The sequence below is a fragment of the Variovorax sp. V15 genome (assembly GCF_041154425.1).
GTDB lineage: Bacteria > Pseudomonadota > Gammaproteobacteria > Burkholderiales > Burkholderiaceae_C > Variovorax > Variovorax guangxiensis.
This window is the reverse complement of record NZ_AP028659.1, coordinates 4,184,933-4,206,442: the sequence shown is the minus strand read 5'-3', so window position 1 is coordinate 4,206,442 and position 21,510 is coordinate 4,184,933. Positions and strand designations below refer to the sequence as shown.

17 protein-coding genes and 1 pseudogene are annotated in these 21,510 nt (G+C 68.6%); 9 read left to right on the top strand and 9 right to left on the bottom strand.

The window, feature by feature from the left end:
* Window positions 1-5: 5 nt before the first annotated feature.
* A complete protein-coding gene (locus ACAM57_RS19990) occupies window positions 6-1,241 on the bottom strand; it encodes an AGE family epimerase/isomerase (protein WP_369658631.1) in 1,236 nt (411 codons plus the stop codon).
* A gap of 340 nt (window positions 1,242-1,581) precedes the next feature.
* On the opposite strand from ACAM57_RS19990, the gene ACAM57_RS19985 reads away from it, so the two are divergent.
* The 6 genes from ACAM57_RS19985 to ACAM57_RS19960 all read left to right on the top strand — a co-directional run bounded on the left by ACAM57_RS19985 (window position 1,582) and on the right by ACAM57_RS19960 (window position 7,608).
* Window positions 1,582-2,352: an ABC transporter ATP-binding protein gene (locus ACAM57_RS19985; RefSeq protein WP_126018330.1), complete on the top strand. Its 771-nt coding sequence runs from the start codon at window positions 1,582-1,584 to the stop codon at window positions 2,350-2,352.
* Window position 2,353: 1 nt separating this feature from the next.
* Window positions 2,354-3,061 (top strand): ABC transporter ATP-binding protein, encoded by a 708-nt coding sequence (locus tag ACAM57_RS19980; protein WP_184636560.1) that lies wholly within the window; start codon window positions 2,354-2,356, stop codon window positions 3,059-3,061.
* A gap of 63 nt (window positions 3,062-3,124) precedes the next feature.
* Window positions 3,125-4,321, top strand: a complete 1,197-nt coding sequence (locus tag ACAM57_RS19975) for an ABC transporter substrate-binding protein (RefSeq protein WP_184636562.1) — start codon at window positions 3,125-3,127, stop codon at window positions 4,319-4,321.
* Window positions 4,322-4,403: 82 nt separating this feature from the next.
* On the top strand, window positions 4,404-5,600 hold the full coding sequence (locus ACAM57_RS19970) for an ABC transporter substrate-binding protein (protein ID WP_184636564.1): 1,197 nt from the start codon (window positions 4,404-4,406) through the stop codon (window positions 5,598-5,600).
* Window positions 5,601-5,735: 135 nt separating this feature from the next.
* Window positions 5,736-6,611, top strand: coding sequence for a branched-chain amino acid ABC transporter permease (locus ACAM57_RS19965; protein ID WP_184636566.1), 876 nt, complete (start codon window positions 5,736-5,738; stop codon window positions 6,609-6,611).
* A 10-nt stretch (window positions 6,612-6,621) separates the two neighbouring features.
* Complete coding sequence (locus ACAM57_RS19960; RefSeq protein ID WP_184636568.1) at window positions 6,622-7,608, top strand: branched-chain amino acid ABC transporter permease; 987 nt, start codon at window positions 6,622-6,624, stop codon at window positions 7,606-7,608.
* A 71-nt stretch (window positions 7,609-7,679) separates the two neighbouring features.
* Here the strand turns inward: ACAM57_RS19960 and ACAM57_RS19955 are convergent, their stop codons facing one another.
* Together ACAM57_RS19955 and ACAM57_RS19950 are read right to left on the bottom strand one after the other, a co-directional pair.
* Window positions 7,680-8,138: a YXWGXW repeat-containing protein gene (locus tag ACAM57_RS19955; protein ID WP_184636570.1), complete on the bottom strand. Its 459-nt coding sequence runs from the start codon at window positions 8,136-8,138 to the stop codon at window positions 7,680-7,682.
* A gap of 98 nt (window positions 8,139-8,236) precedes the next feature.
* Window positions 8,237-9,313: a lipocalin-like domain-containing protein gene (locus tag ACAM57_RS19950; RefSeq protein ID WP_126018344.1), complete on the bottom strand. Its 1,077-nt coding sequence runs from the start codon at window positions 9,311-9,313 to the stop codon at window positions 8,237-8,239.
* A 108-nt stretch (window positions 9,314-9,421) separates the two neighbouring features.
* Between ACAM57_RS19950 and ACAM57_RS19945 the strand changes: the two genes are divergently transcribed.
* A complete protein-coding gene (locus ACAM57_RS19945; RefSeq protein ID WP_369658630.1) occupies window positions 9,422-11,920 on the top strand; it encodes a penicillin acylase family protein in 2,499 nt (832 codons plus the stop codon).
* A 22-nt stretch (window positions 11,921-11,942) separates the two neighbouring features.
* On the opposite strand, the gene ACAM57_RS19940 is transcribed toward ACAM57_RS19945, so the two are convergent.
* Window positions 11,943-14,534: an FtsX-like permease family protein gene (locus tag ACAM57_RS19940; RefSeq protein ID WP_369658629.1), complete on the bottom strand. Its 2,592-nt coding sequence runs from the start codon at window positions 14,532-14,534 to the stop codon at window positions 11,943-11,945.
* Window positions 14,535-14,616: 82 nt separating this feature from the next.
* Between ACAM57_RS19940 and ACAM57_RS19935 the strand changes: the two genes are divergently transcribed.
* The gene (locus ACAM57_RS19935) at window positions 14,617-16,062 is read left to right on the top strand and encodes a serine hydrolase domain-containing protein (protein WP_369658628.1); all 1,446 of its coding nucleotides are present in this window, start codon (window positions 14,617-14,619) and stop codon (window positions 16,060-16,062) included.
* A 13-nt stretch (window positions 16,063-16,075) separates the two neighbouring features.
* On the opposite strand, the pseudogene ACAM57_RS19930 reads toward ACAM57_RS19935, so the two are convergent.
* Both ACAM57_RS19930 and ACAM57_RS19925 read right to left on the bottom strand, forming a co-directional pair.
* Window positions 16,076-16,974: pseudogene (locus ACAM57_RS19930) on the bottom strand (ADP-ribosylglycohydrolase family protein).
* On the bottom strand, window positions 16,971-17,537 hold the full coding sequence (locus tag ACAM57_RS19925) for an NADAR family protein (RefSeq protein ID WP_369658627.1): 567 nt from the start codon (window positions 17,535-17,537) through the stop codon (window positions 16,971-16,973). Before ACAM57_RS19925 ends, ACAM57_RS19930 begins: the two are co-directional and overlap by 4 nt.
* A 175-nt stretch (window positions 17,538-17,712) precedes the next feature.
* Here ACAM57_RS19925 and ACAM57_RS19920 point away from each other — a divergent pair, with 175 nt between their 5' ends.
* Window positions 17,713-18,369, top strand: a complete 657-nt coding sequence (locus tag ACAM57_RS19920; RefSeq protein ID WP_240650515.1) for an NUDIX domain-containing protein — start codon at window positions 17,713-17,715, stop codon at window positions 18,367-18,369.
* Window positions 18,370-18,381: 12 nt separating this feature from the next.
* On the opposite strand, the gene ACAM57_RS19915 is transcribed toward ACAM57_RS19920, so the two are convergent.
* The 3 genes from ACAM57_RS19915 to ACAM57_RS19905 all read right to left on the bottom strand — a co-directional run bounded on the left by ACAM57_RS19915 (window position 18,382) and on the right by ACAM57_RS19905 (window position 21,508).
* On the bottom strand, window positions 18,382-19,614 hold the full coding sequence (locus ACAM57_RS19915) for an RNA polymerase sigma factor (RefSeq protein WP_369658626.1): 1,233 nt from the start codon (window positions 19,612-19,614) through the stop codon (window positions 18,382-18,384).
* On the bottom strand, window positions 19,611-19,976 hold the full coding sequence (locus ACAM57_RS19910; protein ID WP_126018360.1) for a YciI family protein: 366 nt from the start codon (window positions 19,974-19,976) through the stop codon (window positions 19,611-19,613). The genes ACAM57_RS19915 and ACAM57_RS19910 overlap by 4 nt, the downstream gene beginning before the upstream one ends.
* A gap of 170 nt (window positions 19,977-20,146) precedes the next feature.
* Window positions 20,147-21,508: an NAD(P)H-dependent oxidoreductase gene (locus tag ACAM57_RS19905; RefSeq protein WP_369658625.1), complete on the bottom strand. Its 1,362-nt coding sequence runs from the start codon at window positions 21,506-21,508 to the stop codon at window positions 20,147-20,149.
* Window positions 21,509-21,510 lie beyond the last annotated feature (2 nt).

Here is a 21,510-nt window from a genome sequence, read left to right as displayed (position 1 = left end):
CGCTTCTACCTGCCCAACGCGCGCAGCACGTCGTGGCAAGCGCCCATGGTGTGATAGTCGGTCTTGCCTGCCGGACTCTTCTCGTCGCCGATCTTCCCGTTCGTCGGCGTGAGGATGCGATACCAGGCGCCGTGCCTGTGGTCGACGAAGTGCTCCCAGCTGTAGGCCCAGATGCTGTCGTACCAGTCCCAGTAGCCTGTTTCGCCGGTGCGCACGGCGAGCAGGGCGGCGGCCGCGAAGCTCTCCGCCTGCACCCAGAAGTACTTGTCGCCGTCGCACACCTTGCCGTCGGGGCCGAAGCCGTAGACCAGCCCGCCGTTGTCGGCGTCCCAGCCGCGGAACATGGCGGTGTCGAAGAAGTGGCGCGCGCGCGGCACGATCCAGCCGGCCTCGCGGTCTTCGGTGGCGAGGTGGCCTTCGAGCTGCAGCAGCAGCTTGGCCCATTCGCTCAGGTGGCCGGTCTGGAAGCCCCAGGGCTTGAAGATGTCGGTCTTGTTGCTGCGGTTGTAGTCCCAGTCGACCGACCAGTCCTCGCGGTAGTGCTCCCACACCAGCCCGTCGGCCAGAGAGGCCAGCCGGCCGGTCACCGATTCGGCCACGGCCAGCGCACGCTCGAGGTAGCGCGCCTCCTGCGTGGCCTCGAAGGCGGCCATCAGCGCCTCGCAGGCGTGCATGTTGGCGTTCTGCCCCCGGTAGGCACCGACACGCCAGTCGGTCGTGGCCTCGTCGGCATAAAGCTGGTGCCGCGGCTCCCAGAAATGCGCGTCCATCAGCCGCCAGGTGTGATCCAGCCCCGGGTACGCCTCCTCGATGCCGGCCATGAGCGCATGCGCCTGCGCGAGCAGCACGAAGTCCAGGCCGTAGCAGCGGTTGGTGGCGTCCTGCACGGTGGCGCGCTGCTCGTGCCAGTCGAGCTGCCATGCATAGCCGCCGTCCTGCTGCCTGTGGGCATGTTCGATGAACGCGAGGCCGTGTCGCGCGGCCGCAAGGTCGGCAGGCTTGCCGAAGCGCCGGTAGGCCGTCGCATGGTTGAACACGAAGCGCGTACTGCTCACCAGGTGGCGCGTGCGCCGGTCGTACACCGTGCCGTCGTCCCTGAAGAAATGGAAGAAGCCGCCGGTGGCGTCGAGATTGCGCGTCTCGTAGAAGGCCAGCGTGTGCAGGATGTGGTCGGTCAGGAAGTCCGGAGAGCGGAAGTCGGGCATGTGCAGCGATGTCGTTGGTTCCATGGTCGCGGTCATGCGCGGCGCTTGCCGGCGCGGCCTTCGACGTGATGAGTCCCGGTCAGTTTAGGTTGGCACCCGCGAGACGGCGTGCCGTGATTTCCCCGACGGAAGTCGGCGCTGCCGGCGCAACATGCGTGTGATCTTTGCCGTGCTCCGGATTCCGCTTTGTCGTCGAGATGACAGTCATGGCGAACAAGCCCGCGGAGCCGTGAAAAGGTTGCACTGCAGCATAGGCATTTGCCCCAGTATGCAAGCCGGAGGCACCCACGAACAATCGGTCCGCGCTCGATGGTTGGCGCATTGAGATGGACCGCATGACCCACATTCTTCACACGAACCCGGGCGACTTCGCGAGATGAGCGACGTCATCCTCGAAACACGCCAGCTCACCAAGGAATTCAAGGGGTTCACCGCGGTCAGCAAGGTCAACCTGTCCGTGGTGCGCGGCTCCATCCACGCGCTCATCGGCCCGAACGGCGCTGGCAAGACGACCTGCTTCAACCTGCTGACCAAGTTCCTCGAGCCCACCACCGGCACGATCCTCTTCAACGGCCAGGACATCACGCGCGAGCGCCCCGCGCAGATCGCGCGCCGCGGCATCATCCGCTCGTTCCAGATCTCGGCCGTGTTCCCGCACCTCACATTGCTGGAGAACGTGCGCCTGGGCCTGCAGCGCCGTCTCGGCACCTCGTACCACTTCTGGAAGAGCGAGAAGTCGCTCAAGCCGCTGGATGCCAGGGCCCGCGAGCTGCTGGCCGAAGTCGGCCTCGAAGAGCTCGCCGACGAACAGACCGTGAACCTGCCCTACGGCCGCAAGCGCGCGCTGGAGATCGCCACCACGCTGGCCATGGAGCCCGAGCTGATGCTGCTGGACGAGCCCACGCAGGGCATGGGCCACGAAGACGTGCACCGCGTTGCCGAACTCATCAAGCGCGTGTCGGCCGGCCGCACCATCCTCATGGTGGAGCACAACATGAGCGTGGTCTCGACCATCGCCGACACCATCACGGTGCTGCAGCGCGGCGCGGTACTGGCCGAGGGCCCGTATGCCGTGGTCTCGAAGAACCCGCAGGTCATGGAGGCCTACATGGGCACCACCGAAGGCCAGTTGCAGGGAGCCCACTGACATGACGGCTGCACTCGAAATCAAAGGCCTGCAAGCCTGGTACGGCGAATCGCATGTGCTGCACGGCGTCGACATGGTCGTGCAGCCGGGCGAGGTCGTCACGCTGCTGGGCCGCAACGGCGCGGGCCGCACCACCACGCTGCGCGCCATCATGGGCCTGACGGGCGCGCGCAAGGGCAGCATCGAGGTCAACGGCCGCGAGACCGTCGGCATGCCCACGCACCGCATCGCGCATCTTGGCGTGGGCTATTGCCCGGAAGAGCGCGGCATCTTCGCCAGCCTCTCGTGCGAGGAAAACCTGATGCTGCCGCCCGAGCTGAAGGGGGCAGGGCAGGGCATGTCGGTCGAAGAGATCTACGCCATGTTCCCGAACCTCGCAGAGCGTCGCCACAGCCAGGGCACTCGCCTGTCCGGCGGCGAGCAGCAGATGCTGGCCGTGGCCCGCATCCTGCGCACCGGCGCCAAGCTGCTGCTGCTCGACGAGATTTCCGAAGGCCTCGCGCCGGTCATCGTGCAGGCGCTGGCGCGCATGATCACCACGCTGCGCGCCAAGGGCTACACCATCGTGATGGTGGAGCAGAACTTCCGCTTCGCCGCGCCGCTGGCCGACCGCTTCTACGTGATGGAGCACGGCCGCATCGTCGAGAAGTTCGGCGCCGCCGAGCTCGAAGCCAAGATGCCCGTGCTCACCGAACTGCTGGGCGTCTAAAACACATCGAGTCCACAAGACCTGTCCTTCCATCCCACAAAGATTTCTCCAGGAGACAACAGCATGAACAAGAAACTCGGCCTCATCGCAACCGCAATCGGCATCCTCGCCATGAGTGCAGGCGCCGCGCAGGCGCAGGAAAAAGTGAAGATCGGCTTCGTCACCGACCTGTCGAGCCTTTACGCCGACCTCGAAGGCAAGGGCGGCGCCACCGCCATCCAGATGGCCATCGACGACTTCGGCGGCAAGGTGCTGGGCCAGCCCATCGAACTGCTGACCGCCGACCACCAGAACAAGGCCGACATCGCCGCCTCCAAGGCCCGCGAGTGGATCGACACCGCCGGCGTGACCATGGTCTTCGGCGGCACCAATTCGGGCGTGGCGCTGGCCACCGCGAAGGTGGCCGAAGAAAAGAAGCGCGTGTACTTCAACAACGGCGCCGGCAGCTCGGTGCTCACCAACGAGCAGTGCAGCCCGTACACCATTCACTATGCCTACGACACCGTGGCCCTGGCCAAGGGCACCGGCGCCGCGGTGGTCGACCGCGGCGGCAAGAGCTGGTTCTTCCTGACGGCCGACTACGCCTTCGGCCACGCGCTCGAAGCCGACACCACCAAGGTCGTGAAGGAGAAGGGCGGCACCGTGGTGGGCGCCGTGCGCCATCCGCTGAACGCGTCGGACTTCTCCTCGTTCCTGCTGCAGGCGCAGAACTCCAAGGCGCAGATCCTGGGCCTGGCCAACGCGGGCGGCGACACCATCAACTCGATCAAGGCCGCCAAGGAGTTCGGCATCAACAAGACGATGAAGACCGCCGGCCTGCTGGTCTTCCTGAGCGACATCCACAGCCTGGGCCTGAAGAACACCGAAGGCCTGCTGCACACCACCAGCTGGTACTGGGACCTGAACGACGAGTCGCGCAAGTTCGCCAACCGCTTCTTCGAGAAGACCAAGCGCATGCCCACCGACGTGCAGGCCGCCGACTACTCGGCCACCATGACCTACCTGAAGGCCGTGGCCGCCGCCAAGACCACCGACTCCGACAAGGTGATGGCGCAGCTCAAGAGCATGAAGATCGACGACTTCTACGGCAAGGGCCAGATCCGCGCCGACGGCAGCTTCATCCACGACATGTACCTGGTGGAAGTGAAGTCGCCCGCCGAGTCGAAGAAGCCCTGGGACTACCTGAAGGTGCTGAAGACGCTGCCGGGCGACCAGGTCTTCACGACCAAGGCCGAGACCAAGTGCGCGGCCTGGAAGTGATCGCCTGACGCGGCAGCCCGGGTTCTCCTTCTCCTTTCTCTTCCCTCTTTCCTTCCACCGAAGTCATCACGAGGATCAAGCCATGAAACGCACGCTCATCGCCTCCGCCTGCCTTGCCGCCACCTGCCTCGTGGCGGTGGGGGCCGCTCAGGCGCAGGACAAGGTCAAGATCGGCTTCATCACCGACATGTCGAGCCTGTACGCGGACGTGGAGGGCAAGAACGGGGCGCTGGCGATCCAGATGGCCATCGACGACTTCGGCGGCAAGGTCAACGGCATGCCCATCGAGCTGCTGCAGGCTGACCACCAGAACAAGGCCGACATCGCCGCCTCCAAGGCGCGAGAGTGGATCGACACGCAGGGCCTGACCATGCTGTTCGGCGGCACCAGCTCGGGCACCGGCCTGGCCATGGCCAAGGTGGCGCAGGAGAAGAAGCGCGTGTTCATCGTGAACGGCGCGGGCAGCTCGGCGCTCACCAACGAGCAGTGCAGCCCCTACACCGTGCACTACGCCTACGACACCGTCGCGCTGGCCAAGGGCACGGGCAGCGCCGTCATCGCGCGAGGCGACAAGAGCTGGTACTTCCTGACGGCCGACTACGCCTTCGGCCAGGCCCTCGAAGCCGACGCGACCAAGGTCGTGAAGGAGAAGGGCGGCACGGTGCTCGGCAGCGTGAAGCATCCGCTGAACACCTCCGACTTCTCCTCGTTCCTGCTGCAGGCGCAGAACTCCAAGGCGCAGGTGCTGGCGCTCGCGAATGCGGGCGGCGACACGCAGAACGCCATCAAGGCGGCGCGGGAATTCGGCATCACCAAGAGCATGAAGATGGTCGGCCTGCTGGTCTTCGTGACCGACGTGCACAGCCTGGGCCTGAAGAACACCGAGGGCCTGCTGCTGACCACCAGCTGGGACTGGAACCTCGACGACAAGACGCGCGCCTTCGGCAAGCGCTTCTTCGAGAAGACCAAGCGCATGCCCACCGACATCCAGGCCGCCGACTACTCGGCCACCATGACCTACCTGAAGGCCGTGCAGGCCGCCAAGACGGTCGATGCCGACAAGGTGATGGAAACCCTCAAGTCCACCCCCATCGACGACTTCTATGCCAAGGGCAGCATCCGCGCCGACGGCCGCTTCGTGCACGACATGTACCTGGTGCAGGTGAAGTCGCCGGCCGAGTCGAAGCAGCCGTGGGACTACTACAAGGTGGTCCAGAAGCTCAAGGGCGAAGAGGTCTTCACGACCAAGGCCGAGAGCAAGTGCGCGTTATGGAAGTAACCCCCCAGGCTGCGCGCACTGCGTGTCGCTTCGCCAACCCCCCTTTGCAAGGGGGGCGGGCCGGCCGCTTCGGGCGGCCGTGCGCGGCGGCCCCCGCGAAAAAGAAGAAACGGCCAGTGGTGTCCTGAACTTTCTATGAACATTTCCCTTCCCGCCCTGTTGAGCCAGCTCCTGCTTGGGCTGGTCAACGGTTCCTTCTACGCCATCCTGAGCCTCGGGCTGGCGGTGATCTTCGGCCTGCTCAACGTCATCAACTTCGCGCACGGCGCGCTGTTCATGCTCGGCGCCGTCCTGACGTGGATGGCCATGGAGTATTTCGGCATCAACTACTGGGTGATGCTGATTGCCGCGCCGGTCGTCATCGGCATCTTCGGCGTGCTTATCGAGCGGCTGCTGCTGCGCTGGATCTACAAGCTCGACCACCTCTACGGCCTGCTGCTCACGCTGGGCCTCACGCTGCTGATCGAGGGCGTGTTCCGTTCGATCTACGGCGTCTCGGGCCTGCCCTACGACGCGCCCGACGCGCTGTCGAGCGCCACCGACCTCGGCTTCATGGTGCTGCCCAACTACCGCGCATGGGTGGTGGTGGCGTCGCTGGTGGTGTGCTTCGCCACCTGGTACGTGATCGAGAAGACCCGCATCGGCGCCTACCTGCGCGCCGGCACCGAGAATCCGCGCCTGGTGGAAGCCTTCGGCGTCAACGTGCCGCTGATGATCACGCTGACCTACGCCTTCGGCTGTGCGCTCGCCGCCTTCGCCGGCGTGCTCGCCGCGCCCGTCATCCAGGTGTCGCCGCTGATGGGGCAGAACCTCATCATCGTGGTGTTCGCCGTGGTCGTGATCGGCGGCATGGGCTCGATCATGGGCGCGATCCTCACCGGCCTCGGGCTCGGCGTGATCGAGGGGCTCACCAAGGTTTTCTATCCGGAGGCATCCTCCACCGTCGTGTTCGTGATCATGGTCATCGTGCTGCTCATCCGTCCGGCCGGCCTGTTCGGCAAAGAAAAATAAGGCGGACGGCATGAACATGAAAAAGATATCCACCGTCGTCTACGCGCTGCTGCTGCTCGCACTGGTCCTGGCACCGTTCTTCGGCGCCTACCCGGTGTTCGTGATGAAGCTCATGTGCTTCGCGCTCTTCGCGGCCGCGTTCAACCTGCTGCTGGGCTTCACCGGCCTGCTTTCCTTCGGGCACGCGGCATTCCTCGGCGGCTCGGCTTACGTGGCGGGCCATGCGATCAAGGTCTGGGGCCTCACGCCCGAGCTGGGGCTGATCGCGGGCACGCTCACCGGCGCCTTGCTCGGCTGGGTCTTCGGCGTGCTGGCCATCCGCCGCCAGGGCATCTACTTCGCGATGATCACGCTGGCGCTCGCGCAGATGATGTTCTTCGTCGCGCTTCAGGCCAAGTTCACCGGCGGCGAGGACGGACTGCAGGGCGTGCCGCGCGGCAAGCTGTTCGGCGTGATCGACCTGTCGAACGACCTCACCATGTACTACGTGGCGCTTGTCATCGTGGTCGTGGCCTTCCTGCTGATCGTGCGCACCATCCATTCGCCCTTCGGGCAGGTGTTGAAGGGCATCAAGGAGAACGAGCCGCGCGCGCTCTCGCTGGGCTACGACGTGAGCCGCTTCAAGCTGCTGGCCTTCGTGATCTCGGCGGCGCTGTCGGGCCTGGCCGGCTCGCTCAAGACGCTGGTGCTGGGTTTCGCCACGCTTTCGGACGTGCACTGGACCGCCTCGGGCCAGGTCATCCTGATGACGCTGGTGGGTGGCCTGGGCACGCTCTCGGGTCCGCTGGTGGGCTCGGCGGTGGTGGTGCTGCTGGAGAACAAGATCGGCGAACTCGGCAATCTGCTCGCGCGCATCACCACGGTGGACTGGTTCAACACGCTGGGCGAGTCGGTGACCATGGTGACGGGCCTGATCTTCGTGATCTGCGTGCTGGCCTTCCGCAAGGGGATCATGGGCGAGATCATCGCGTTCATCGACCGGCGGCGGGCGAAGTAGCAAGACGCGGACAAACAAAAAGGGAGCCTCTTCGGCTCCCTTTTCCGTTCCGGGCTCTGCGGGCCTGCGCCTCAGCAGTTGCCCTTCTTGGCCTGGCCGGGCGGGCAGAAATCGCCGCGATCGTGGCCGTGCCGGTGATCGCGCTCGTAGCGGTCATGGCGGCGGTCTTCTTCCCACTCGCGTTCGCGGCGCGCTTCACGGCGGGCCTCGCGGCGCCAGTCGCCTTCGGTCCAGCGCCAGCCGCCGCGGTCCTCGATCCAGCGGCCGGGCGCATAGACGTAGCCCGGACGCTCCGGCTGCCATCCGCCCGCGCGCCATGCATAGGCGCGGCCGTCCCAGATCCAGCGGCCCGGCACCCAGACGAAGCCGCCGCGCGGCGGCGGCAGCGGCTCGTAGCGCGGCGGTGGCGGGGCCGTCATCACCAGCCCGGGCACGTTGATGTTGACGGAGACCTGCGCGTTGGCGGCCAGGGGGCTCGCCAGGATGGAGAGCGCGCCGGCAGCGGCCAGCATTGCGATTCGGGTTTTCATGTTGGGGCTCCTCTGCTTCGGGATGATTATTTATGGGAAATTTTCCCAACGCATGTAGGAGGCTTTCGGTTGTCAGCCTCTGTCCGTGGCTACAACAGTTACAGCTTCAACGGAGCCGCGTAGCCGGTCATCTCGAGATAGCCGCGCCCCACGCGGCGGCCCTGCGCGTCGAGCAGGTCGCTCACGCCCTCCCAGTACACGCCGCCGGTGGAGCCGCGGCTGTCCAGCTCCTGGTCGTCGAGCAGGGCGCGCACCTCGAAGCTGCCGGCGGGCGTCTGTACTCGCCATCGCGTCGGATACTTCGCCTGCGTGCGGGGGCTGTCCCAGGTCTTGAGACTCTCGAAGCGGACCTCGCCGTTCCTGAAGATCCGGGCCGTGCCGTCTCGCTGCCGGTACGAGCCTCCGGCCCACAGCGCGGTGCCGTCGCTGCGCCGCAGGTGGAAGGCGGTGAGGGCGCTGCCATCGTCGAGGTTCATGCCGATCCAGTCCCAGCCCACGGCCTCGGGATGCATCAGCGCCTCGCTCCATTCATGGTCCAGCCATGCGGTGCCCGCGACGTCGAAGGCCTGGCCCTTCAGCGTGAGCTTGCCCTGTGCCTTGAGCTGCGGCTCGCTGTAGTAGTAGCTGGCCTGCGATTCCTCCGGCCCCTTGCGCGAGAGCCCGGCATTGCCTTGCAGCAGCACCGGCTGCGTGGGGGTGAAGCGCAGTTCGAGCATGAACTCGTTCGCCGGGATGCGCGCCACATAGATGCCGTTCTCGCGCACGAGAGACCAGTCGCGGATGCGCACGTCGGTGTCGTTCGCGGAAGCCTCGGCCACGCCGAAGCCCGCGCGCGCGATGCGCTGGTCGTGCAGCAGCACGCGGCCTTCGAGGTCGGTGACGGCCGCATGCGCGAACACCAGGTGCTTCGCCGCGAAGGCCGAGCGCATGCCCAGCGTGGCCTCCACGCGCGAGCGGAAGAAGGTGACCTGGAAGCCGAACTCGCGTCCGGCGGAAGTCTTCGCGTGGCCGGTGACGTACCACCACTCGGTATGCAGGTCGGGATGGCTGCCGAAGTCGCGCGGGAACTCGAGGCGGCGCTCGGGCAGTGCCCATGCGGCCAGCGGCCCCGATGCGAGCGCGGCGAGCAGCAGGTTTCGGCGCGAAAGAGGGAAGGAAGAGAGGGCTCGCTGCATGGTGTGCCAGTCTACAAGTCGCGCCTTGTAACGCCCACGAGCCGCGCAAATCGGGATACTGTTCGCTGCCACCCCTCTACGAACAACACAAGGCAGGAGACGAGGCCCATGAAAAGAACAAACCTGCGCCGGGCATCGCGGCGCTCGTTAGGTCAAAGGCATTCCTTTCGCGCAGTTGCGCTCGCATCACTCACCGCTCTCATGCTCGCGGGCTGCGCCTCGGGGCCGCCCGATGCGCAGCCGGGCACCACGCGGCCTTCCTCATCATTCGCCGTGCCCGGCCTCGAGAAACCGGCCGAGGTGCTCGTGGACCGATGGGGCGTACCCCACCTCTACGCGGGCACGCTCTATGACGCCTTCGTCGCGCAGGGCTTCATCGCCGCGCGCGACCGGCTCTGGCAGATGGACCTCTGGCGCAAGCGCGGCCTGGGCGAGATGGCGAAGGACTTCGGCCCCGCATGGGTGGAGAACGACCGCGCCGCGCGCGCCGTGCTCTATCGCGGCGACATGTACCGCGAGTGGCTGGCCTATGGCTCCGACGCCAAGCGCGTGGCCGAGGCCTTCACGGCCGGCGTGAACGCCTACGTGGCGCAGGTGCGCGCGAAGCCTTCGCTGCTGCCGCCGGAGTTCGCGCTCCTGGGCTATCAGCCGGCCACGTGGTCGCCCGAGGACGTGGTGCGCATCCGCCACCACGGCCTCACGCTCAACTTCACTTCCGAGATCGACCGCGCACGCGCCTTCTGCGCGGGCGGCCCCGGCATCAAGGCCGACTGGCTGCGGCGCGAGCTCGATCCGCCAATCAACCCGCGCGTGCCGCAGGGGCTGGACCCCTGCACCATTCCGACAGCCGAACTGCGCGCGGCCTACATGCGCGCGACCGAGGCACCGCAATTCAGCAAGACCAACACGCGGCTCGCGGCGCCCGTAGCGAGCCTGCCGAATCCGCAGCAGCCATCGCAGGGCGACCCCACGGCCGGCTACGGCAGCAACAACTGGGTGATCTCGCCGAAGCTCACCTCCACCGGCCGGCCCATCCTCGCCAACGACCCGCATCGCGCGCACGGCGCACCCAGCCTGCGCTACATGGCGCACCTGAGCGCGCCGGGCATGGATGTGATCGGCGCGGGCGAGCCTTTCCTGCCGGGCATCTCGATCGGCCACAACGGCACCATCGCCTTCGGCCTCACGCGCTTCTACATGGACCAGGAAGACCTGTACGTGTACCAGCTCAACCCGCGCAATCCCAACGAGTACCGCTACCAGGGCCGCTGGGAGCCGATGGTGCGCGTCACCGAGCGCATCGCGGTGAAGGGCGAGGGCGCGCCGCGCGAGGTGATCAACACCTTCACGCGCCATGGGCCGGTGCTGCTGTCCGAACCCGGCAAGCAGCGCGCCTTTGCGTTGCGCGCGGCGTGGCTGGAGCCCGGCATGGCGCCGTACTTCGGCTCCATGGACTACATGCGCGCGCGCAACTGGGACCAGTTCCGCGCCGCCATGAACCGCTGGGGCGCGCCGGGCGAGAACCAGGTCTACGCCGACAGCAGCGGCAATGTCGGCTGGATTCCCGGCGGCCTCACGCCCATACGTCCCAACTGGGATGGCCTGATGCCGGTGCCCGGCGACGGCCGCTACGAGTGGTCGGGCTTCCGCAACGGCGACGAGTTGCCCTCGGAGTTCAACCCGGCTCGCGGCTACGTGGTGACCGCCAACGAGAACAACATCCCGCCCGACCACCCTGCGGCGAAGAAGGGCGTGGGCTACGAGTGGAGCGACGCGGCGCGTGCCCGCCGGCTCAAGGAGCTGTTCGCCAGCAAGGTGGCGGCGGGCTCGCACTTCTCGCTCGAGGACTCGCAGCGCATGCAGAACGACATCGTCGCCACGCCCGCGCAGCGGGTGCTGAAGCTGCTCTCGGGCCTGCGCAGCGACGACGCCCAGACGGCCGCCGCGCTGCGCATGCTTCAGGGCTGGGACGGCACCATGGACCGCGACAGCGCCGCCGCGGCCCTCTACGAGGTGTGGAGCAGCAAGCCGCTGCGCGCCGCCGTGCTCAAGGCTGGCGCGGGCGATGCCGGCGCTGCGCTGGCCGCGCCCGGCGACAACACGCGCATGGTGCTGCTGCTGGAGAACCCCTTCGGCTGGGTCACGAACGAACAGCGCGACGCGCTGCTGCTCAAGACCTTGCCGGCCGCGATGCAGGAGCTGAGCGCCAAGCTCGGCCCCGACCCGGCGACATGGAAGTGGGGCGCGCTGCACCGCGCCGAGTTCCGTCATCCGCTGGGCGGCGTGGTCGATGCCTCCACGCGCAAGAAGCTCGACGTGGGCGACTGGCCGATGTCGGGTTCCTCCTTCACGCCGATGGCCGCCACCTACCGCGCGAGCGACTACAAGCTGACCTCCGGCGCGTCGTTCCGCATGGTGCTGGACGTGGGCAACTGGGACGCCTCGCGCGTCATCAACGCGCCGGGCCAGTCGGGCAACCCCGAGAGCCCGAACTACCGCGACCTTGCGCCGCTGTGGCTCGAAGGCAAGTACGTGCCGCTGGTCTACAGCCGGGCTGCCGTGGAGAAGGAGACGCTGGAAAGAATCCAGCTGACGCCGGCGCGCTGAAGTCGTGGGGCTGGCCTGCGGCCTACCAGTCTTCCTTTACCGCCAGCACCACATCCTTGCCGGCGGCGGCGCGGCCGGCCATCCACGCAGTGATGGTGCCGGCGGCGACCACCGCCGCGCACAGCGCCAGCAGCCGCGCCCACGGCACCAGCAGGTCCATGCTCCAGTGAAAGCTCTGCGGGTTCACCACCTTCACGAGCACCACCGACACCACCAGCCCCAGGCCGAGCCCGGCCACGGCGCCGATGGCGGTCCACGCGGCGCCTTCGCCGGCGACCACCGCGAGCACCTGCCGGCGCGTGAAGCCTAGGTGCGCGAGCAGGCCGAATTCCTTGCGACGCGCGAGCACCTGCGCGCTGAAGCTGGCGGCGATGCCGAACAGGCCGATGGCGATGGCCACCGCCTGCAGCCAGTAGGTGACGGCGAAGCTGCGGTCGAAGATACGCAGCGAGGTCGTGCGGATCTGGCCCACCGAAGCGATCTCCACCGATCCGGCCGAGCCATCGTTGTGGCGCGCGGCGAGTTCGTGCACAGCGACCTGCACGGCACCCTCCGACGCACCGGGCGCGAGCCACAGCGCAACGTCGCTCACGTTGCGCTCGCCGGTGATGCGTTCGTAGTCGCGCGCGTCCATGGTTATGGCGCCGAACTGCCGCGCGTAGTCGCGCCACACGCCGGCCACGAAAAACGAGGCCTGCGCCCTGCCCATGGCGGCCGACAGCGGCGCGAACACCGTGCCCGGCTTCGCACCATAGAGCTCCACCATCGGCTCGCTCACGTAGATGCCGATCTGCCCTTCGGGCACCGGCAGTGCGCTGCCCACCAGCGGCAGAGACTGCGCGGCTCCGCCTTTGAGGCTGCGCGCGATCAGCGTCACCGCCGGCCGCGCCGCATCCAGCTGCAGCGGTTGCGTGCGCAGCGTGCCGGTGCGCGCCACGCCGGGCAACTGCGCCAGCGACTGGACGAAGGCCGGCGCGAAGGTGGCGGTGTCGGTGCTGCTTCCGCCGCCGCTGTTGCCGCCGCGTCCGCCCGAGGTGGCGCGCACGTACAGGTCGGCAGGCAGCACCACGTCGAGCCAGTGCGTCACCGAATCTCGGAAGCTCGCGACCATCACCGTGAGCGCGACCGCAAGGCTCAGGCTCGCGACCACGCCGCTGACCGCCACGGCCGCCGTGCCGCGCATGCGCCGCGCGCGCTCCACCGCCAGCATCGGCAGCACGCGCTGCGAGAACAGCGGCGCCACGCGGTCGTACAGCAGCGCGATCAGCCAGGGCAGGGCGGTGATGCCACCCACCAGCAGGCAGGCGACCGAGAGATACGCCGCCACCGGAATGCCGCCGATGGCCGGCAGGTTGGCCAGCACCGCGCCCAGAGCGACCAGGCCCAGCGCCAGCCAGTGGCTGTTGCCCTGCGTGGGCGCCGCACCAAGGCCCTTGAGCGTCTGCGCCTCGGGCAGCGACTGCGCCGCGCGCGCGGGCCACCAGCCGCCGACCAGGGCGGCCAGCACGCCGAGCCCGCCGTAGAGCAGGGCGGCGCCTGCGCTCCAGTGCAGCGTGGGTGCCACGCCCTCGAAGTAGCCGCCACCCAGGTCGCCGCCCAGCACGCGCAGCGCGAAGGCCGCCAGCGCCGTGCCCAGCGCGAGGCCGGCCAGGCTTCCGATCAGGCCCAGCACCAGCGATTCGGCCAGCACCAGACGCAGCCGCTCGCGCGGCGTGAGCCCGAGCACGCCCAGCAGCGCGAACTGCTGCGCGCGCTTGGCCACGCTCAGCGCCAGCACCGAGAACACCAGGAAGGCGCCCGTGAAGAGCGCCACCAGCGCCAGCACCGTGAGGTTCACGCGGTAGGCGCGCGACAGGTTGCTCACGCGCTGCGCCGCGTCGCCGGGCTCGGCGAACTGCACGCCTGCGGGCCAGCCGGGTGCGCGCTGCAGCGAGGCCATGAACGCGGCCCGGTCTGTACCGGGCGCGAGGCGCAGGTCGATGCGGCTGAGCTCGCCGATGCGGCCGAAGAGCTCCTGTGCCGCCGCGATGTCCATCACCGCGAGCGCCTTGCCGCCCGCGGCCACGTGGCCGGCCACCGAGAGGCTGTGCCAGGCGTCGCCGCTGCGCAGCTGCACTTTCTCGGCCCTGCCGTCGGCCGGCGCCTGCGCGGGCAGCCCCAGCGCATCGCGAGCCGCGAGGTTGAGGAACACATGGCCCGGCGCAAAGAGGGCGAAGCGGTCGGCACCCGCCGCGGCCTGCGGCATCAGCGCGGGTGCGATGGTCGGCAGCGCCAGCGCGTCGATGCCGATCACGCGGATCGGCACTTGCTGCCCGCCGGCAAGCGCCAGGCCCTGCACCTCGACCACCGGACTCGCCAGCGCCACCTGCGGATGGCGGGCGAGTTGCGCGAACACGGCCTCGTCGAAGCCGCCCTGCACGGCGCGCACTTCCAGGTCGGGCTCGCCGTTGACCGAGCGCACCGCGCTCGAGAACTCGTCGAGCGCCGAGGCGTTGATCAGCTGTACCGAGAAAGCGAGCGCAACGCCGAGCATCACGGCCAGCACGGCCGCCGCGTTGCGCCAGGGGTGGTGGCGGAGTTCCTGCCAGGAGAAGGTGCCGAGCAATGCGCGCATCGGCCGATTGTCGTCGCGGCGCGCGAGGGGGACTCCGGACGTGGCAGGATTGCGGCTCTTCGAACGCCTGAGGAATCCGACGATGCGGCTCATGCCCCATGCCTTGCTGTACCGCTCCTGGCTTGCGGCCTGGCTTTTCGTCCCTCTGCTGGCCGGCAATGCCCTGGCGCAACTGCAGCCGCCGCAGCAGCAACAACAACAGCCCCTGACGCTGGCAAGCGATCCGGCCGTTCTTGCGAGAGCAGCCCTCGGCACCGAGCGGGGCACGATGGTGGTGGGCACGCTGCACGACGGGCAGATGGCCTACGGCGCCGCCTACAACCCCGAGCCGCCGTCGCAGCCACGCGCCATCGCATCGGGCAGCGCAGAGCAGCCGATGTTCGAGATCGGATCCGTCACCAAGGTGTTCACCGGCCTGCTGCTCGCGCAGGCGGTGCAGCGCGGCGACCTGAAGCTCGACGACACGGTCGGCAGGCTGCTCGCTGGCAAGGTCGCCGGCCTTTCGCCCGCGGTGGCCTCGGTCACGCTGCGCCAGCTCGTCACGCACACCGGCTGCATGCCCGTGATGGCCGACGGCGTGACCGGCGGCGCGCCGCTCGTCGAGCAGTTCCACGCCTACGACAAGGCCATGTTCTGGGCCGCGCTCGCTCGCATCAGGCTCACGGCCGCCGCGCCGCCTTGCGAAGGCGCTTACAGCAACTTCGGCATGGCGCTGCTTGGCCAGCTGCTCGCCGAGCACTACGACACCTCGTGGGGCGAGCTGGTGCGCGCGCGCATCACCGAGCCGCTGGGCATGAACGACACCGTCATCACGCTGGGCGACAAGGCCTCGCGCATGGCCCCGGCCTTCGCGGGCGACCGTCGCCAGCCGCTGTTCGACATGCAGGCCTACGCGCCGGCCAGCGCGCTGCGCTCCACCGCCGCCGACATGATGACCTTCAGCCGCGCCATCCTCGCGGGCGCCGCCGGCCCGCTGGGCCCGGCCGCCGCGCGCATGCTCACGCCGCTGGCGCGCTACGAGGGCGCCGAGATCGGCTATGCCGTGATGGTGCGCGGGCCCGAAGGCGGCCGGCGCACCTACTATCACGCGGGCGTCACCGAGGGCTACCGCACGCTGTGGCTGCTCGCGCCCGACACCGGCGAGGCGATGATCGTGCTCAGCAGCAACGCGCGCGCGCCGATGCAATCGGTGATGCTGGCCATCGGCAAGAGCCGCTATCCGGTGCCGACCGCCGAAGTGCCGATCGATGCGAAGCGGCTGGACGAGTACCGCGGCGAATACCGCGTGACCAGGAACAAGTCGCTGAGCTTCACCGTGCGCAGCGGCAGGCTGCTGGTGCGCGAGACGGGCCGCGGCTACAGCGCGCTCACGCCCACGGGCAACGACCGCTTTGCTGTGACGGCCATCGGCGCGCAGGTCATGTTCAGGCGCGATGCGGCGAATGCGGTGGTGGGAGTGTCGCTGGCGCAGGGCGGCAGCCAGCTCGATGCGCGGCGGGTGGGGGACGCGGCCGTGCAGCCTGAGTAGTCGCCGGGCTTCGTCAGCCGGCCAGCGCGAGGAGCTGCCCGGCCATCTCTTCGATTTCCGCGCGCATCACGAGCTTGTCGAGCCAGTCCCGCGGGATGCCTGCGACGCCGTAGAAAGCTCCTGCCAGCTGGCCGCAGATGGCTGCAGTGGTGTCGGCGTCGTCGCCGAGGTTGGCGGCGGCGAGCACGGCTTCCTCGAAGGAGCCGGTGTTCGCGAAACACCAGAGCGCCGCTTCGAGCGATTCGACGCAGTAGCCCGATCCCTTGATCTGCCCGGCGCTCTCGAGGCATGGTCGTTCCGCGTCAGCGCCGCGACCTTCTTGTTCAGAGGCGCCAGCGGTTCGGTCGAGAGGATCGCAGCCTTGCCCTTGCCAAGCAGGGCCGAACGCAGCTGCAATGCGAAGAGCCGAGAGCATTCGATGGCTTCCAGCGCGCCGTGCGTGGTGCGCGCGCTTTCGCCGGCCTGCGTCCACGTGGCCTCGGCGCTCGCCGCGTAGAACATCGGCACCGGCGCGAGCCGCATCAGCGCGCCGTTGCCGGCCGTGCGCGGATCGGGATCTCCGGCGAAAGGATCGCCCGAGGCCAGGTAGCGGGTGAGAGCCCCCGACACCGTCAGGCCGATGTCGAAGCAGTTGCCGGTGCTGCTCATGTAGCCCACGCTGCGCCAGTTGCAGTAGCGGTTCATCTGGTCGATTGCGTCGAAGCCCTTGCAGTGGATCAGGCTCGCGGCGAGGCACAGGGCCATCGACGTGTCGTCGGTCCACTCGCCCGCGACGAGCCCGAAGGGCCCGCCGCCGTGCATGCCCGTCACCGGCGCGAAGCTCCCGCGCGTGCGGAACTCGACCGTGGTACCCACTGCGTCGCCACAGGCCAGGCCGAGCAGGCAACCCCGATAGCGCTCGATCACGTTCATGGCCGCTGCCTCAGCGCCTCGCGCGCGGCCATGAGCGCGAAGCCCAGCAGGTTGAGCCCCTTCCATTCGCGCGGGTCCTGCGCGAGCGGATCGTTGGCGGCACGTCCGATGCCCCAGATCGGATCGACAGGGCTGGCCTCCACCAGCACATGGTGGCCCGTGCCGAGCAGGAAGGCGCCGAGTTCCGCGTTCTGCGAGAACTTGGCGATGTTGCCCTGCGTCACGATGTCCAGTCGGGCGGCCACCCATGCGGCCTCGTCGAAGCCGCGTATCTCTCGGCCCAGCTTCTTGGCCTCGCCGGGCGTGCGCGCGGCGAGGATGCGATCACAGATTTCTTCATCGCCGAACAGGCACGCCTTGCCGGCCATCATGAAATGCTCGGCCGTGCGGTACCGGACGCCGTCGACGGTGAACGCGGCTTCGAACCACTGGCTGAAGCAGCTCTTGTTCACGCCGGTCTTCGGCGCCTGATGGCCCCAGAAGAGAAGGAACTCTGGGCGATGGCCCTGCGCGAAGTAGGCGGGCAGCTCGCGGGTGCTGCGGGGTGTGACAGCGGTGTTCATTTCGTTTTCCTTGTTCTTGTCTTGACTACGATCTCGTGTGAGTTGCTCTGTGCAACTAAATGAGAGTTGTATAGTACAACTAATAAACCCGCAGTCAAGTTCTCAAGTGAGCACTCCATCTTCCGGATTTCCGCCACTGACCTTCCCGCGCCCGCTGGTCACCGTCGACATCGTGATGTTCACCGTACTCGGCGACGCCCTCCAGGTGCTGCTGGTGAAGCGGCCCGCCGACACCGACGAGCCCTTCCCGGGCAAGTGGGCCTTGCCCGGCGGCTTCGTGAACATCGACGAAGACGCCACGCTGCTCGACTGCGCGCTGCGCAAGCTGCGCGAGAAGACGGGCGTGGTCACTCCCTACCTGGAGCAGCTCGGCAGCTGGGGCGGCGCGCAGCGCGATCCGCGGGGTTGGTCGGCCACGCATTGCTTCTACGCGCTGATCCCCGCGCAGGCGATGCAGCTGCGCAGCGGCGCGAACGCGACCGAGGTGGCGTGGTTCGAGGTCGATGCCGCCTCGCGCAAGCGGCTGGCCTTCGACCATGGCGAGCTGCTCGATGCGGCCGTGGCGCGGCTGCGCGGCAAGGTCGAATACACCTCGCTGCCGGCCTTCCTGCTGGAGGAGCCGTTCACGCTGCCGGCGCTGCAGCACACCTACGAGGTCGTGCTGGGCAGGGCGGTCGACAAGAGCGCCTTCCGCAAGCGCATGCTCGACGGCGGATTCATGGAAGAGGCCGGCATGGTCACCGGCAGCCTGGGGCGGCCGGCCATGAGCTACCGGCTGCGCGACCGCTCGCAGGCGGCGCTGTTTCCGCGCACCTTCAACGCGACGAAGTAGCTGGGCGACGGCTCAGAGCCGGTCCGACATCGCGTGCAGGTACGCACGCACCGCCGCGTTGGAACTCAGCCCGATGGCCCGGTCGAACGCCTGCCGGGCGGCGGAGCGCGCACCACCGGCCGCGAGCAGATGCGCTCGTGCTGCCCAGTACGGCTGGTAGTTCGCCACGTCCTGCGCAGGAATGGCTTCCAGTGCCCGCAGGCCGATCTCCGGGCCGCGCGCGTTCGCAAGCGCGCAGGCGAGGCTGACCTGCGCGCCGATGCTGGTCCGCAGCGCCAGCAGTCCCTCGTACAGCGACACCAGCGCCTCGGGCGGCACCGGCGCGCCGACGCGGCGTTCGCAGTGGGCCGACTGGATCGCGGCTTCGAGCTGGTAGGCGCCGAGCGACTTCATTTCGGACGCGCGGCGCAGGCAGAGCTCGGCCTCGGCGAGCAGATCGGGGTTCCAGCGCAGCGGGTCCTGCTGGTCGAGGGGCACGTAGGCGCCGGTGTCGCTGCGGCGCGCAGGCATGCGGGCTTCGCAGAAGAGCATCAGCGCCAGCAGGCCCAGCGGCTCGGGTTCGGTGGGCATCAGGCCGCAGAGGATGCGGCACAGGTCGATGGCCTCGGTGGTGAGGCCGCGCGGCAGGGCGTCGGCGCCGTCGATGTCGTCCCAGCCGGTGCCGTAGGCGGCGTAGATGCCATCGAGCACGTCCTGCAGCCGCTGCGGCAGGTCGCGCGCCTGCGGGTATTCGAAGGGAATGCCGGCTGCCCGGATGCGGGCCTTGGCGCGCACCAGCCGCTGCCCGAGGGTCGAAGGCGCGGTGAGGAAGGCGCCGGCCATGCGCGCCGCGTCGAGGCCGAGCACGGTCTGCAGCATGAGCGGCGCACGTGCCGGGGCATCGACGGCCGGGTGCGCGCACACGAAGAGCAGGCGCAGCCGCTCGTCGGGAATGGCGCCGGAGCCGTCGGCGGCATCGTCCATTTCGCCCGCGAGCAGCAGCAGGGTCTGCGTGGCCTGGTCCTGCACGCGGCTGTGGCGCCAGGCGTCGAGCTTGCGGTGGCGCGCCACGCTCAGCAGCCAGGCGTCGGGCTCGGCCGGAATGCCGTCGGCGGGCCAGCGTTCGAGCGCGCGGGAGAAGGCGTCGGCCAGTGCGTCTTCGGATGCGGCGATGTCGTGGGTGCGCGCGGAGAGGATGGCCAGCAGCCGGCCGTACGACTCGCGCGCCGCCCGCTCGGCGGCCCAGTGAACCGCCGGGTCGCTCATGCAGCAGCCAGGGCCGTGGCGACGAAGACGGGCCGCACCTCCACCCCGCCGCTGGTCGCGCAGGGCGCACGCGCGGCCCATTCGAGCGCGGCGTCGAGGTCGGGAACGTCGATCACGAAGTAGCCGCCGAGCTGTTCCTTGGTGTCGGCGAAGGGGCCGTCCTGCACCTGGCGCCGGTCGCCGCGCACGCGCAGCGTGGTGCCGGTCATGGGCGGGAAGAGGCCGTGGCCGCCGAGCGAGATGCCCGACTGGCGCACGGCGTCGGCATATGCGACCCAGCTGGCGCGGTAGGCCTGCGCGGATGCGTCCTCGCGTTGCTCGAATTCGGCCGCGGGCTGATAGAACATCAACATGTACTGCATGGTGTCTCTCCGTCGTGGAAAAGCTTGCTGAGCAGGATCGCTCACCACAATGACGGCCCGCCGGCGGTCATTTCGACACGGGCCTCGTGTCGAGCAGAACATTTTTTACGTGGAAGCCGCCCGGTGCAACGGTGGCTGCACCGAAGCGAAAAGTTCTCGGCCAGCCTCCTTCAGGCGGCCTCTGCCTGCGCCGCGGGCGCGAACAGGGCTTCCATCTCGTTGCGCAGCTTGTAGGCCGCGGTATTGGTGTCGATGGCCACGTCGGCCCAGCTCAGGCTCTGGCCCTTCTTCACCGGGCGCACCAGCCTGATGTTGTGCGCCAGCCCGAGCGGCAGGCCGCCCAGGCGCAGCGAGCTCCCGGCCGGCAGCAGCTTGCCCCAGACGGTGTAGCCTCCTTCTCCGTCGAGCATCTCGCCGGCGGCCAGGTCGCGCTTGGCGGTGGCGACCACGTCGGCGTTCCAGCAGGTGGCCACACCGGTGGCCTCGCCGCGCAGCGCCACGCTGGCCACCGACATGCCCACTTCGAGCCCGATCAGGTGCCAGCGCTTGTAGAGCGTGAAGTAGCGCCCGCTCGGGTCGGTGTGGGCGTTGTATTCCTCAAAGCAGTTCTTGATGTACTCGGTCTCGGCCTCGACCGTGACCCACACGCCCATGCGGATGTCGTACGGGATCTTCCGTCCGTCGGCTTCCAGTGAAGAGACCACCTCGACCATGCCCTTGCGCTCCAGCACGCCGCCTTCGCTCCTGGGCCGGGTGACGAAGGGAATGTCTTCCACGCTCGCGGGCGGGTAGAGCAGGCCGTCCGATGGCACGGCGAGGCCGGTGGCGTTGGCCACCGCCGAGCTTTCGATGGAAGGCTTGGAGCCGTCGAGGAAGCTGTTGAACATCTTCGGATTGAGCCCGCCGCGTTTCGCCTGCTCGGGCGTGAGGCCGTAGTTGCCCCACACCGTCTCGGGCGTCGATTCGGTGAAGCGCGGCAGCCACTTGTGGCCGCGCCCGGCCGCCACCACCGGAAAGCCGCAGGTGCGCGCCCAGTCCACCAGGTCGCAGATCAGCGCGGGCTGGTCGCCGAAGGCCAGCGAATAGACCACGCCGGCCTGCTTCGCCCTGCGCGCGAGCAGCGGGCCGCAGAAGGCATCGGCCTCGACCGTCACGTTCACCACGTGCTTGCCGTGCGCGAAGGCATCCAGGCAGTGGTCCACCGCCGCGATGGGGTTGCCGGTGCACTCGACCACGATGTCGATGGAGGGCTCGCGCGTCACGGCCTGCCAGTCGTCGGTGATCCAGGTGGTGCCTTGCTTCAGCGCCTCCTGCACCGATGCGGCTGCGGCGCGGCCGGGCTCCCAGCCCACGCGCTCGAGGTTGACGCGGGCCGCGTCGGGCGAGAGGTCTGCGATGGCCACCAGCTGCACGCCGGGCGTGCGCGGAATCTGCGCGAGGTACATCGAGCCGAACTTGCCGGCGCCGATCAGGCCGATGCGGATGGGGCGGCCTTCGGCTGCGCGCTGCTGCAGGCGGGCATGGAGGCTCATGT

Bases quoted from the DNA above. Each gene is read 5' to 3' on its own strand.
- ACAM57_RS19955 (WP_184636570.1), bottom strand. From the start codon at position 8,138: ATGAAAACCCGAATCGCAATGCTGGCCGCTGCCGGCGCGCTCTCCATC.
- ACAM57_RS19940 (WP_369658629.1), bottom strand. From the start codon at position 14,534: ATGCGCGCATTGCTCGGCACCTTCTCCTGGCAGGAACTCCGCCACCAC.
- ACAM57_RS19945 (WP_369658630.1), top strand. From the start codon at position 9,422: ATGAAAAGAACAAACCTGCGCCGGGCATCGCGGCGCTCGTTAGGTCAA.
- ACAM57_RS19950 (WP_126018344.1), bottom strand. From the start codon at position 9,313: ATGCAGCGAGCCCTCTCTTCCTTCCCTCTTTCGCGCCGAAACCTGCTG.
- ACAM57_RS19970 (WP_184636564.1), top strand. From the start codon at position 4,404: ATGAAACGCACGCTCATCGCCTCCGCCTGCCTTGCCGCCACCTGCCTC.
- ACAM57_RS19965 (WP_184636566.1), top strand. From the start codon at position 5,736: ATGAACATTTCCCTTCCCGCCCTGTTGAGCCAGCTCCTGCTTGGGCTG.
- ACAM57_RS19975 (WP_184636562.1), top strand. From the start codon at position 3,125: ATGAACAAGAAACTCGGCCTCATCGCAACCGCAATCGGCATCCTCGCC.
- ACAM57_RS19935 (WP_369658628.1), top strand. From the start codon at position 14,617: ATGCGGCTCATGCCCCATGCCTTGCTGTACCGCTCCTGGCTTGCGGCC.
- ACAM57_RS19980 (WP_184636560.1), top strand. From the start codon at position 2,354: ATGACGGCTGCACTCGAAATCAAAGGCCTGCAAGCCTGGTACGGCGAA.
- ACAM57_RS19990 (WP_369658631.1), bottom strand. From the start codon at position 1,241: ATGACCGCGACCATGGAACCAACGACATCGCTGCACATGCCCGACTTC.
- ACAM57_RS19915 (WP_369658626.1), bottom strand. From the start codon at position 19,614: ATGAGCGACCCGGCGGTTCACTGGGCCGCCGAGCGGGCGGCGCGCGAG.
- ACAM57_RS19910 (WP_126018360.1), bottom strand. From the start codon at position 19,976: ATGCAGTACATGTTGATGTTCTATCAGCCCGCGGCCGAATTCGAGCAA.
- ACAM57_RS19985 (WP_126018330.1), top strand. From the start codon at position 1,582: ATGAGCGACGTCATCCTCGAAACACGCCAGCTCACCAAGGAATTCAAG.
- ACAM57_RS19905 (WP_369658625.1), bottom strand. From the start codon at position 21,508: ATGAGCCTCCATGCCCGCCTGCAGCAGCGCGCAGCCGAAGGCCGCCCC.
- ACAM57_RS19960 (WP_184636568.1), top strand. From the start codon at position 6,622: ATGAACATGAAAAAGATATCCACCGTCGTCTACGCGCTGCTGCTGCTC.
- ACAM57_RS19920 (WP_240650515.1), top strand. From the start codon at position 17,713: ATGTTCACCGTACTCGGCGACGCCCTCCAGGTGCTGCTGGTGAAGCGG.
- ACAM57_RS19925 (WP_369658627.1), bottom strand. From the start codon at position 17,537: ATGAACACCGCTGTCACACCCCGCAGCACCCGCGAGCTGCCCGCCTAC.